Annotated in this window: 14 protein-coding genes; 5 read left to right on the plus strand and 9 right to left on the minus strand. The window is 52.6% G+C overall.

Going from position 1 to position 12,584, the window contains the following annotated elements:
* Window positions 1–14: 14 nt before the first annotated feature.
* Window positions 15–782 carry a DNA-binding transcriptional repressor YgbI gene (ygbI, locus tag A31E_RS09390; RefSeq protein ID WP_016249120.1) on the minus strand — a complete coding sequence of 256 codons (768 nt, stop codon included), beginning with the start codon at window positions 780–782 and terminating at the stop codon, window positions 15–17.
* Between the two features lie 195 nt (window positions 783–977).
* Here ygbI and ltnD point away from each other — a divergent pair, with 195 nt between their 5' ends.
* The 5 genes from ltnD (at window position 978) to A31E_RS09365 (ending at window position 6,014) form a co-directional block, all read left to right on the plus strand.
* Complete coding sequence (gene ltnD, locus A31E_RS09385) at window positions 978–1,886, plus strand: L-threonate dehydrogenase (RefSeq protein ID WP_016249121.1); 909 nt, start codon at window positions 978–980, stop codon at window positions 1,884–1,886.
* Window positions 1,883–3,145 (plus strand): 3-oxo-tetronate kinase, encoded by a 1,263-nt coding sequence (otnK, locus tag A31E_RS09380; protein ID WP_016249122.1) that lies wholly within the window; start codon window positions 1,883–1,885, stop codon window positions 3,143–3,145. The genes ltnD and otnK overlap by 4 nt, the downstream gene beginning before the upstream one ends.
* The gene (locus A31E_RS09375; protein WP_001278988.1) at window positions 3,142–3,780 is read left to right on the plus strand and encodes a 3-oxo-tetronate 4-phosphate decarboxylase; all 639 of its coding nucleotides are present in this window, start codon (window positions 3,142–3,144) and stop codon (window positions 3,778–3,780) included. The genes otnK and A31E_RS09375 overlap by 4 nt, the downstream gene beginning before the upstream one ends.
* Before the next feature lie 4 nt (window positions 3,781–3,784).
* On the plus strand, window positions 3,785–4,561 hold the full coding sequence (locus A31E_RS09370; RefSeq protein WP_016249123.1) for an HPr family phosphocarrier protein: 777 nt from the start codon (window positions 3,785–3,787) through the stop codon (window positions 4,559–4,561).
* Between the two features lie 88 nt (window positions 4,562–4,649).
* Complete coding sequence (locus tag A31E_RS09365; protein ID WP_000104436.1) at window positions 4,650–6,014, plus strand: GntP family transporter; 1,365 nt, start codon at window positions 4,650–4,652, stop codon at window positions 6,012–6,014.
* A 258-nt stretch (window positions 6,015–6,272) separates the two neighbouring features.
* On the opposite strand, the gene rpoS is transcribed toward A31E_RS09365, so the two are convergent.
* From rpoS to ftsB, 8 genes are all read right to left on the minus strand, one after another.
* Complete coding sequence (rpoS, locus tag A31E_RS09360; RefSeq protein WP_000081550.1) at window positions 6,273–7,265, minus strand: RNA polymerase sigma factor RpoS; 993 nt, start codon at window positions 7,263–7,265, stop codon at window positions 6,273–6,275.
* A gap of 62 nt (window positions 7,266–7,327) precedes the next feature.
* Complete coding sequence (nlpD, locus tag A31E_RS09355) at window positions 7,328–8,422, minus strand: murein hydrolase activator NlpD (RefSeq protein WP_306667652.1); 1,095 nt, start codon at window positions 8,420–8,422, stop codon at window positions 7,328–7,330.
* A gap of 184 nt (window positions 8,423–8,606) precedes the next feature.
* Complete coding sequence (pcm, locus tag A31E_RS09350) at window positions 8,607–9,233, minus strand: protein-L-isoaspartate O-methyltransferase (RefSeq protein ID WP_000254703.1); 627 nt, start codon at window positions 9,231–9,233, stop codon at window positions 8,607–8,609.
* Window positions 9,227–9,988, minus strand: a complete 762-nt coding sequence (gene surE, locus A31E_RS09345; protein WP_001516955.1) for a 5'/3'-nucleotidase SurE — start codon at window positions 9,986–9,988, stop codon at window positions 9,227–9,229. Before surE ends, pcm begins: the two co-directional genes overlap by 7 nt.
* Entirely contained in the window at window positions 9,969–11,018 is a 1,050-nt protein-coding gene (gene truD / locus A31E_RS09340; protein ID WP_016249124.1) for a tRNA pseudouridine(13) synthase TruD, read from the minus strand. The genes surE and truD overlap by 20 nt, the downstream gene beginning before the upstream one ends.
* Window positions 11,015–11,494, minus strand: coding sequence for a 2-C-methyl-D-erythritol 2,4-cyclodiphosphate synthase (gene ispF, locus A31E_RS09335; protein WP_001219242.1), 480 nt, complete (start codon window positions 11,492–11,494; stop codon window positions 11,015–11,017). Before ispF ends, truD begins: the two co-directional genes overlap by 4 nt.
* The gene (gene ispD, locus A31E_RS09330; protein ID WP_000246161.1) at window positions 11,494–12,204 is read right to left on the minus strand and encodes a 2-C-methyl-D-erythritol 4-phosphate cytidylyltransferase; all 711 of its coding nucleotides are present in this window, start codon (window positions 12,202–12,204) and stop codon (window positions 11,494–11,496) included. The genes ispF and ispD overlap by 1 nt, the downstream gene beginning before the upstream one ends.
* 18 nt (window positions 12,205–12,222) lie before the next feature.
* A complete protein-coding gene (gene ftsB / locus A31E_RS09325) occupies window positions 12,223–12,534 on the minus strand; it encodes a cell division protein FtsB (RefSeq protein ID WP_000517476.1) in 312 nt (103 codons plus the stop codon).
* Window positions 12,535–12,584: the final 50 nt, after the last annotated feature.

A 12,584-nucleotide genomic window follows, 5' to 3' on the forward strand; every position in this document is an offset into this window, starting at 1 on the left:
TTTATTTCAGGCCATTATTCGTTTTTCGCCAGCAGCAAAGAGAGATCAAGCTTCGCCAGCGTGCGGCTGGCGCTTTCCGGCAGACCGCCGTCAGTAATGATCTGATCAAACTCACTTAACGGTAACGCCAGCCATGTCGCCACCTGACCATATTTCGTGGCATCACAGACCAGAATCCGCTGGCGACTGGCACTGGCAATCGCCCGTTTCACCGTGACTTTATCTTCCGCTGGCGTAGAGATCCCCCGCACACTCCATGACGATGCAGAAATAAAAGCCTGATCAATCATCAAGCTGCGTAGCATGGTCGCGGCGGCTTCTCCGACACAGGAACGGTTTTCCCGACAAACTGCACCACCAGTGTGAATAATTGTGCAATTACTGTTGTCGAGCAAGTAGTTTGCGATAACGAAATCGTTGGTGACTACAGTGAGTGGCTCCATGTGAATCAAATGCTGTGCAATCGCTAACGTGGTCGTTCCCGCATCCAGATAGATACAACTCCCCGGCTGAACGAGACTTGCCGCCAGCTTGCCAATAGCCGCTTTTTGCGTCATTGCCAGCGCAGTTTTTACCTGGTGAGAAGGTTCATGCGCCACACGTCCCGGCGACTGGACACCTCCGGACACCAACACAACAGCGCCCTGCTGCTCCAGTTTTTGCAAATCCCGACGAATGGTCATATGTGACACATTCATTCTGTCCGTCAGTTCAGCAATACTGACAATGCCTTTTTCAGCTACCATCTCAAGGATGATTTGGCGACGCTCTACGGGTATCAACTTTTGCTCCTTCCTTTGTCCTGCGGACATTCTACGCTATTTGCCTGCGAAACGTGCGCAACGCAACTATCGCTTAGTTCACATAAAATAACACACCATGTTAATTTTTGTGAATCAGCTCACCATATCGTTATCGCCTGGCGCTTATATTCACAACATCAAACAAAATATCACTTAAATTAACAAGGAGAGCAGATGAAAACGGGATCTGAGTTTCATGTCGGTATCGTTGGTTTAGGGTCAATGGGGATGGGAGCGGCGCTGTCGTGTGTCCGCGCGGGTCTTTCTACCTGGGGCGCAGACCTGAACGCCAATGCCTGCGCTACGCTGAAAGAGGCTGGCGCTTGCGGGGTTTCCGATAACGCCGCGACGTTTGCCGAAAAACTGGATGCTCTGCTGGTGCTGGTGGTAAATGCGGCCCAGGTCAAACAAGTACTGTTTGGTGATAAAGGCGTTGCACAGCATCTGAAACCCGGCACGGCTGTAATGGTTTCTTCCACTATCGCCAGTGCTGATGCGCAGGAAATTGCCACTGCTCTGGCTGCGTTCGATCTGGAAATGCTGGATGCGCCAGTTTCTGGTGGCGCGGTAAAAGCCGCTAACGGTGAAATGACCGTTATGGCCTCCGGTAGTGATCTTGCCTTTGAACGCCTGACCCCCGTGCTGGAAGCCGTCGCCGGAAAAGTTTATCGCATTGGTGCAGAGCCGGGTCTGGGTTCGACAGTAAAAATTATCCACCAGTTGTTAGCTGGCGTGCATATTGCTGCCGGGGCCGAAGCGATAGCGCTTGCTGCCCGTGCGGGGATCCCACTGGATGTAATGTATGACGTCGTAACCAATGCCGCCGGAAATTCGTGGATGTTCGAAAACCGGATGCGCCATGTGGTGGATGGCGATTACACCCCGCATTCTGCCGTAGATATTTTTGTGAAGGATCTCGGGCTGGTTGCTGATACCGCTAAAGCCCTGCACTTTCCGCTGCCGTTGGCCTCAACAGCGTTGAATATGTTCACCAGCGCCAGCAACGCAGGTTACGGAAAAGAAGACGACAGCGCAGTCATCAAGATTTTCTCTGGCATCACTCTACCGGGAGCGAAATCATGATCAGGATTGGCGTTATCGCTGATGATTTTACCGGCGCGACGGATATCGCCAGTTTTCTGGTGGAAAATAGTCTGCCAACGGTGCAAATCAACGGTGTCCCGACAGGGGAAATGCCGGAAGCAATCGATGCCGTTGTGATCAGTCTGAAAACTCGCTCCTGCCCGGTGGCAGAAGCCACACAGCAATCGCTGGCGGCTCTGCGCTGGTTGCAACAACAAGGTTGCAAACAAGTCTACTTCAAATACTGCTCCACTTTCGACAGTACTGAGAAAGGCAATATCGGCCCGGTGACTGATGCATTAATGGATGCACTCGACACGCCGTTTACGGTCTTTTCCCCGGCTCTGCCAGTCAACGGGCGCACGGTTTATCAGGGTTATTTGTTCGTGATGAATCAACTGCTGGCCGAATCCGGGATGCGGCATCATCCAGTAAATCCTATGACCGACAGCTACCTTCCGCGTCTGGTTGAAGCACAATCCACAGGGCGCTGCGGCGTCGTTTCGGCGCATATTCTCGAAAAAGGTGTGGAAGCCATGCGTCAGGAACTGGCCCGTTTACAGCAAGAGGGCTATCGCTACGCGGTGCTTGATGCCCTGACCGAACGCCATCTGGAAATTCAGGGTGAAGCCTTGCGTGATGCCCCATTAGTAACCGGCGGTTCTGGCCTTGCGATAGGTCTGGCCCGGCAGTGGGCGCAAGAAAACGGTAACCAGGCACGCGAAGCAGGGCGTCCACTCGCAGGGCGCGGCGTAGTGCTCTCCGGTTCATGCTCACAAATGACCAATTGCCAGGTGGCACATTACCGTCAGATTGCGCCAGCCCGTGAAGTTGATGTGGCACGTTGTCTCACAACAGAAACACTGGTCGCTTATACACACGAACTGGCGAAATGGGTTCTGAGTCAGGAAAGTGAACTTGCTCCGCTGGTTTTTGCCACCGCCAGCACCGACGCGCTGGCCGCTATTCAACAGCAATATGGCGCACAAAAAGCCAGCCAGGCAGTGGAAGCGCTGTTTTCGCTACTGGCTGCCAGGTTAGCGGCGGAAGGTGTAACGCGTTTTATTGTCGCAGGCGGTGAAACTTCCGGAGTGGTCACGCAGAGTCTGGGCATAAAAGGGTTCCATATTGGCCCAACAATTTCCCCCGGTGTGCCGTGGGTTAACGCACTGGATAAACCTGTCTCACTGGCCCTTAAATCCGGCAATTTCGGTGACGAAGCCTTTTTTTCACGAGCCCAAAGAGAGTTTCTACCATGAGCGATTTCGCAAAAGCAGAGCAGTCTTTGCGAGAAGAGATGACGCGGATTGCCAGTTCGTTCTTTCAGCGCGGCTATGCCACCGGTTCGGCTGGCAATCTGTCGCTGCTTTTGCCTGACGGGAATTTACTGGCAACGCCGACAGGTTCATGCCTGGGTAATCTCGATCCGCAGCGGCTTTCCAAAGTCACCGCGGATGGCGAATGGCTAAGTGGTGACAAACCCTCAAAAGAAGTGCTCTTTCATCTGGCGCTGTATCGCAATAATCCGCGCTGTAAAGCTGTCGTGCATTTGCACAGTACGTGGTCGACGGCACTTTCCTGCCTTCAAGGGCTGGACAGCAGTAACGTTATTCGTCCGTTCACACCGTACGTGGTGATGCGGATGGGGAACGTCCCGTTAGTGCCCTATTATCGCCCGGGCGATAAACGCATCGCACAGGATCTGGCGGAACTGGCAGCAAATCATCAGGCCTTTTTGTTAGCAAATCATGGCCCAGTGGTTTGCGGTGAAAGCCTGCAAGAAGCTGCCAACAATATGGAAGAGCTGGAGGAAACGGCCAGGCTAATTTTTATTCTCAGCGACCGCCCGATCCGCTATCTGACCGCAGATGAAATTGCGGAATTAAGGAGTTAATGCAATGCCTCGTTTTGCAGCTAATTTATCCATGATGTTCACCGAAGTGCCTTTTATTGAACGCTTCGCCGCAGCGCGAAAAGCTGGTTTTGATGCCGTGGAATTTCTGTTTCCCTATGACTATTCCATCCAGCAAATCCAGCAACAACTGGCGCAAAACCATCTGACGCTGGCGCTGTTCAATACCGCGCCCGGGGATGTTAATGCGGGTGAATGGGGATTATCCGCCCTTCCCGGACGTGAGCACGAAGCTCGCGCGGACATCGATCAGGCTCTGGAATATGCGCTGGCGCTCAATTGCGAACAAGTTCATGTGATGGCAGGAGTAGTGCCCGCAGGCGAAGACGCTGAACGGTATCGGGCAGTGTTTATCGATAATCTCCGCTACGCTGCCGATAGCTTTGCGCCGCACGGCAAGCGAGTTTTGGTTGAAGCACTCAGCCCAGCCGTTAAACCTGGTTATCTCTTCTCCAGTCAGTATCAGGCACTGGCAATTGTTGAAGAGGTCGCTCGCGATAATGTGTTTATTCAGTTGGATACCTTCCATGCGCAAAAAGTAGATGGCGACCTGACGCATTTAATCCGCGATTACGCTGGGAAATATGCCCACGTGCAAATTGCCGGACTGCCTGACCGACATGAACCAGACGATGGCGAGATCAATTATCCGTGGCTGTTTCGCCTGTTCGATAAGGTGGGATATCAGGGTTGGATCGGTTGTGAATACAAACCCCGCGGCCTCACCGAAGAAGGGCTTGGCTGGTTTGACGCCTGGCGCTAATTCGCTAAATCCATAATTACAACGTACCCATACATCCCCCCATCTACGGATGGGGTAGGTTAACTATAACTTTCAGACAGGGTTTTCCATGTCCACAATTACATTGTTATGCATTGCGTTAGCTGGCGTAATCATGCTGTTGCTGCTGGTCATCAAGGCAAAGGTACAACCATTCGTCGCGCTGCTTCTCGTCAGCCTGTTAGTCGCACTTGCAGCGGGTATCCCGGCTGGCGAAGTAGGTAAAGTGATGATCGCCGGGATGGGTGGCGTGCTTGGCTCCGTCACCATTATCATCGGCCTTGGCGCTATGCTGGGACGCATGATCGAGCACTCTGGCGGCGCAGAATCACTGGCCAATTATTTCAGCCGCAAGTTAGGGGATAAACGAACAATCGCCGCACTGACTCTGGCAGCATTCTTCCTCGGCATCCCCGTCTTCTTTGATGTCGGCTTTATTATTCTTGCGCCAATCATTTATGGCTTTGCCAAGGTTGCAAAAATATCACCGCTTAAATTTGGTCTGCCTGTTGCTGGGATCATGCTGACCGTTCACGTAGCTGTGCCGCCACATCCTGGCCCCGTCGCCGCAGCGGGACTCCTTCACGCAGACATCGGCTGGCTGACCATAATCGGTATTGCGATTTCTATTCCAGTGGGCATTGTCGGCTATTTTGCAGCGAAAATAATCAATAAGCGCCAATATGCGATGTCGGTGGAAGTACTGGAGCAGATGCAACTGGCTCCAGCCAGTGAGGGAAACGCAACAAAATTAAGCGATAAAATAAATCCGCCAGGCGTAGCGCTGGTCACCTCGCTAATTGTTATCCCTATCGCGATTATTATGGCGGGTACGGTTTCGGCAACACTAATGCCAGCCTCGCATCCCCTGCTTGGTACGTTGCAACTGCTCGGCTCACCGATGGTAGCATTGATGATTGCGCTGGTACTGGCGTTCTGGTTATTGGCCTTACGTCGCGGCTGGAGCCTGCAACACACCAGCGATATTATGGGCTCAGCCCTTCCCACTGCGGCGGTAGTTATTCTGGTTACTGGAGCTGGTGGGGTGTTCGGCAAAGTGCTGGTGGAATCTGGCGTCGGTAAGGCTCTTGCCAACATGCTACAAATGATTGACCTGCCTCTGTTGCCTGCGGCATTTATTATTTCACTGGCGCTGCGTGCATCGCAGGGTTCGGCAACCGTAGCAATCCTGACAACAGGCGGACTGCTTTCAGAAGCGGTTGTGGGGCTGAATCCGATTCAGTGCGTACTGGTGACACTGGCGGCCTGCTTTGGTGGGCTTGGCGCATCGCACATTAACGACTCCGGTTTCTGGATCGTCACCAAATATCTGGGTTTATCGGTGGCAGATGGTCTGAAAACCTGGACAGTGTTAACGACCATCCTCGGTTTTACCGGATTCTTAATCACCTGGTGCGTGTGGGCAGTAATTTAACCTTAGCGAAAAGGTTCGATGGGTACTTGCTGCGGCGATCCCATTGGTAACCGCGTGGATGATGAATTTTTGGGGCGTTTGAGTAGAGAAGAGCAGGTGTTGTTTATGCGACTGGTGCGCAAGATGATGAACACATAGGGTGCTGATTGCCGGATGCGACGCTGTCGCATCTTATCCAGGCGACAAAATACACCAACTCCCCAAACAAAAGAAAAAGGCCAGCCTCATATGAGACTGGCCTTTCTGACAGATGCTTGCTTATTCGCGGAACAGCGCTTCGATATTCAGCCCCTGAGTCTGCAAAATCTCACGCAGACGGCGCAGGCCTTCAACCTGAATCTGGCGAACACGTTCTCGTGTGAGGCCTATTTCACGACCTACATCTTCCAGTGTTGCCGCTTCATACCCCAGCAAACCGAATCGACGTGCCAGCACTTCACGCTGCTTGGCGTTCAGTTCGAACAGCCATTTGACGATGCTCTGCTTCATATCGTCATCTTGCGTGGTGTCTTCCGGACCGTTCTCTTTTTCGTCGGCCAGGATGTCCAGCAACGCTTTTTCGGAATCACCACCCAGCGGGGTGTCTACCGAGGTAATGCGCTCGTTAAGACGAAGCATACGGCTGACGTCATCAACTGGCTTATCCAGTTGCTCTGCGATTTCTTCCGCGCTCGGTTCGTGATCCAGCTTATGGGACAACTCACGTGCGGTTCGCAGGTAAACGTTCAGCTCCTTTACGATGTGGATCGGCAAACGAATCGTACGGGTTTGGTTCATAATCGCCCGTTCGATCGTCTGGCGAATCCACCATGTTGCGTATGTTGAGAAGCGGAAACCACGTTCCGGGTCAAACTTCTCAACCGCGCGGATCAGCCCCAGGTTACCCTCTTCGATAAGATCCAGCAACGCCAGACCACGATTGCCATAACGGCGGGCAATTTTTACCACCAGACGCAAGTTACTCTCGATCATCCGGCGGCGGGAGGCGACATCTCCACGCAGTGCGCGACGCGCAAAATAAACTTCTTCTTCGGCCGTTAACAGTGGCGAATAACCAATCTCACCAAGGTAAAGCTGAGTCGCGTCCAGCACACGCTGTGTGGCACCCTGCGATAACAGCTCCTCTTCGGCCAAATCGTTATCACTGGGTTCCTCTTCAACTAAGGCCTTTTCGTCAAAAACCTCAACTCCGTTCTCATCAAATTCCGCATCTTCATTTAAATCATGAACTTTCAGCGTATTCTGACTCATAAGGTGGCTCCTACCCGTGATCCCTTGACGGAACGCTCAAGCAAAAGCCTGGTTCCGCCGAATTATCGCTGCGGTAAATAACGCAGCGGGTTTACGGATTTCCCCTTGTAACGAATTTCAAAATGCAATCGTGTTGAACTGGTTCCGGTGCTACCCATGGTTGCTATTTTTTGCCCCGCCTTCACTTCTTGTTGTTCCCGGACCAGCATTGTGTCGTTATGGGCGTAGGCACTCAGGTAATCATCATTATGTTTGATGATAATCAGATTACCGTAGCCGCGCAGCGCATTACCGGCATAAACAACGCGGCCATCTGCGGTCGCGATAATTGCCTGTCCTTTGCTACCTGCGATATCAATCCCCTTGTTGCCTCCCTCAGAAGCGCCAAAGGTTTCAATCACTTTGCCCTCAGTTGGCCAGCGCCAGGTGGAAATCGGCGTACTGGTTGATGTACTGCTGACAGTCGGCTCGGTTGTGCTTGCTGTTGGTACAGTTACAGGCGCTGTGACCGTGGTCGCAGTTGGCTTGTTGTTCGGCAACATTTTGTTAGCACTCTGTTCACCCGAAGATTCAGAATACGTAATTGTCGGTTGCGACGCAACAGCAACGGTGGAATTTTGTGCAGGCTTGATCACAACTCCTTGCTCTGCTGCATCCGCCTGGGTAATGGCATTTCCGCCAGTGATTGGCGTGCCAGAAGCATTGCCAACCTGTAAAGTCTGACCTACGTTCAACGCGTATGGTGCCTCAATATTATTACGTTGGGCGAGATCGCGGAAATCGTTACCGGTGATCCAGGCAATATAGAAAAGTGTGTCGCCTTTTTTCACGGTATAAGTACTACCGCTATAACTGCCTTTCGGAATATTCCCGTACTGACGGTTGTAGACGATACGCCCATTTTCCATTTGCACCGGTTGCTGAGTGACAGGCTGCACCGGCTGGATTTGTGGTTGTTGCGTAGATTGAATTTGTGGCTGCTGTACCGGCTGAATTTGCGGTTGCTGCGTTTTAGACGTCGTCCCCATTTTCGGCGGTGGCGTAATCAACATACCTGAATTAGTATTTGCAGGTGCATTGCCGTTAACGGAACTGACTGGTGCCGGTGGATTCGATGTGTCAGAACAGCCAGCCAACCATAGCGAAACCAGTGACAAAGCCGCAATACGGCGAACGGTGAATTTTGGGCTTCCCGCGCTCATTTATCCCCCAGGAAAAATTGATTAATAACCAGTGACATAATTACCGTGCAAGGCACCCTACTGAACACTGGAAAAGATGTTCACGATACGCTGACCTGCTGCAAAATAACCAGGAAAATTCCAGGTATTTCCTCGCACTTTAAGCCAGCTCCCCCTTCACTAAGGGAACAAAGCGCACGGCCTCTACGGTATCGATAATAAATTCGCCCCCGCGACGACGCACCCGCTTCAAATACTGGTGCTCTTCCCCTACCGGCAAGACGAGAATCCCGCCTTCATCCAGTTGCGTCATTAGTGCAGTAGGAATTTCGGGCGGTGCTGCCGTTACAATGATAGCGTCAAACGGCGCACGTGCTTGCCAACCTTGCCATCCATCGCCGTGACGGGTTGAAACATTATGTAAATCAAGATTTTTCAGGCGGCGACGCGCCTGCCACTGCAATCCTTTAATCCGTTCAACCGAACATACATGCTGGACAAGATGTGCCAGGATTGCCGTTTGATAACCCGAACCGGTGCCGATTTCCAGCACCCGCGACTGCGGCGTCAGTTCGAGTAATTCGGTCATTCGCGCCACCATGTACGGCTGCGAAATTGTCTGCCCCTGACCTATCGGCAACGCGATATTGTCCCAGGCTTTTTGTTCAAACGCTTCATCAATGAATTTTTCACGCGGCACGGCGGCAAGTGCGTTCAACACCTGCTCATCCTGAATACCTTGCGCACGTAATTGATCCAGAAGTGCTTGTACGCGTCTGCTTACCATTGCGTGCCAACTCCCACGCTGTTTAACCAGTCTGAAACCACATCTTGCGCGTTGTGCGCGGTTAAATCTACATGCAGCGGCGTGATGGAGACATAGCCTTCATCTACCGCAGCAAAATCAGTCCCCGGACCGGCATCGCACTTACCGCCCGGCGGGCCAATCCAGTACAGCGTATTACCGCGCGGATCCTGTTGCGGGATAACTTGATCTGCCGGATGTCGTGTACCGCAGCGAGTGACGCGGATACCTTTAATCTGATCCAGCGGTAAATCCGGGACGTTAATATTGAGAATACGCCCGGTGCGCAGCGGCTCTTTGCACAGTGCGCGCAAAATAGAACAGGTTACCGCCGCAGCAGTGTCATAATGCTTATGCCCGTCAAGCGAGACGGCCAGCGCTGGAAAACCTAAATGACGGCCTTCCATCGCGGCTGCCACCGTACCGGAATAGATAACATCATCACCCAGATTCGGCCCGGCGTTAATGCCCGAAACCACAATATCCGGACGCGGACGCATCAGTGCATTCACACCAAGATATACACAATCGGTCGGGGTTCCCATTTGCACGGCGATATCACCATTTTCAAAGGTAAACGTGCGCAGGGAGGATTCCAGTGTCAGAGAATTTGAAGCGCCGCTGCGGTTACGATCGGGGGCAACCACCTGAACGTCAGCAAACTCACGCAAGGCTTTCGCCAGCGTTTGTATACCGGGTGCATGTACCCCGTCATCATTACTCAGCAATATGCGCATAATCACCTGTTGTGTTGATAAGTTCCCTGACAACGCTGGTTGCAAAACTTCCCGCCGGAAGCCAGAAACGCATTTCTACGGTGACGTCATCCCACCAGTTCCAGCTTAATTGTTGTGGATATAACAGCATCGCTCTGCGCGCGGCGTCTACTTTTTCGCGTACCAGTAATGCTTGCAATTCAGTTTCGTCGGCAACCGCCGCTTGTTCGAATGCCAGCGCCTCACGCTGGGTTCCCCACTCGCCGCTACCGGGCAAAGCAGCAGTAATCATCAGCTCTTTATCGTTGACGCGACGCTGTAATTCCGCCATTTCATCGTTAGTAGCAACAAACCAGCTACCACGCCCGGCTAATTGTAGCGCATCGCCGTCAACAACTTGATTAACGTCCGCTTTTTTGAGGCGCTCAGCAACAATCTGATTAAACAACGCACTACGGGCTGCCGACAACCAAAAACTGCGTTTATTGCGATCGCGCACCGGAGTATTCGTTTGCGCCCAGCGCAGCGCCCCCTGCAAGTTACTGCCGCCAATACCAAAACGTTGCGCACCAAAGTAGTTCGGTACACCTTTCACGCAAATATCGATCAGACGCTGTTCAACGTCATCGCGATTGCTCACTTCGCGTAGCACCAGGGTAAAGGCGTTACCTTTCAGCGCCCCTAAACGCAGCTTACGCTTGTGCCGCGCATACTCCAGCACCTGGCAACCTTCCAGTTGAAACGCACTCAGATCAGGCATTTCTTTGCCCGGTACACGCGCGCATAACCACTGTTCCGTAACGGCATGTTTGTCTTTCTGCCCCGCGAAGCTGACTTCACGAGCATGAATTTTCAGGAATTTTGCCAGTGCGTCCGCCACAAACCGGGTATTGCAACCGTTTTTAAGCACCCGCACCAGAATATGCTCACCTTCACCATCAGGCTCAAAGCCTAAATCTTCCACCACCACAAAGTCTTCCGGGTTGGCTTTCAGCAGCCCGGTGCCTTGCGGTTTGCCGTGGAGGTAAGTGAGATTATCAAACTCAATCATTTTGTTGCCTTAATGAGTAGCGCCACCGCTTCACAGGCAATCCCTTCCCCACGTCCGGTAAATCCAAGTTTTTCCGTGGTGGTGGCTTTCACGTTAACATCATCCATATGGCAGCCGAGATCTTCGGCAATAAACACGCGCATTTGTGGAATGTGCGGCAACATCTTCGGTGCCTGAGCGATGATAGTGACATCAACGTTGCCGAGGGTATACCCCTTCGCCTGAATGCGTCGCCAGGCTTCGCGTAGCAGCTCGCGGCTATCGGCACCTTTAAATGCCGGATCGGTATCCGGAAACAGCTTGCCGATATCCCCCAGCGCCGCGGCACCAAGTAGTGCATCGGTCAGCGCATGCAGCGCCACGTCGCCATCAGAATGCGCCAACAGCCCTTTTTCGTAAGGAATGCGCACGCCACCAATGATAATTGGGCCTTCGCCACCAAAGGCGTGTACATCAAAACCGTGTCCAATTCGCATTATGTATTCTCCTGATGGATGGTTCGGGTGAGGTAAAATTCAGCAAGCGCCAAATCTTCCGGGCGCGTGACTTTAATGTTATCCGCACGGCCTTCGACAAGCTGCGGATGAAAACCGCAATATTCCAGCGCCGAGGCTTCATCGGTAATGGTTGCGCCTTCATTTAAAGCACGCGTCAGGCAGTCATATAACAGCTCTCGAGGGAAAAATTGCGGCGTCAGCGCGTGCCATAAACCGTTGCGATCAACGGTATGTGCAATGGCATTTTTATCAGGTTCGGCGCGTTTCATGGTATCGCGCACCGGAGCGGCAAGAATCCCCCCCGTGCGGCTGGTTTCGCTCAGAGTTAACAGCCGTGCAAGATCATCCTGATGCAGGCAAGGACGAGCGGCGTCATGCACCAACACCCACTGCGCATCGCCAGCAGCTTTCAGTCCTGCCAGCACAGAATCGGCACGCTCTTCACCACCATCAACAACAGTGATTTGCGGATGATTCGCCAGAGAAAGTTGTGCAAAACGACTATCGCCCGGGCTTATTGCAATGACGACACGCGTCACCCGGGGATGCGCCAGGAGCGCATACACCGAGTGTTCAAGAATGGTTTGATTACCTATTGAGAGATATTGCTTAGGACATTCCGTTTGCATTCGGCGGCCAAATCCGGCCGCCGGAACCACGGCGCAAACATCCAAATGAGTGGTTGCCATGTTAATTCCTGGGCTGATTTATCGATTGTTTTGCCCCGCAGACTGCGCGCGCTTCGACGCGTCAGGCACCAGACGATAAAAAGTTTCGCCCGGCCTGGTCATGCTGAGTTCATTACGCGCACGCTCTTCGAGCGCCTCCTGGCCGCCATTGAGATCGTCAATTTCGGCAAAAAGCTGATCGTTTCGCGCTTTAAGTTTCGCGTTTGTAGCTTGCTGTGCCGCCACATCATCATTGACGCGGGTATAGTCATGTATACCGTTCTTACCGAACCACAGCGAATACTGTAGCCAGACCAGAATAGCCAGCAACAGCAGCGTTAGTTTACCCATCCTGCCCCCTGAAAAACGGCATCATCATCCCATGCATCCGAAGACGACTC

This window comes from Escherichia sp. KTE159 (assembly GCF_000408805.1).
Lineage (GTDB): Bacteria > Pseudomonadota > Gammaproteobacteria > Enterobacterales > Enterobacteriaceae > Escherichia > Escherichia marmotae.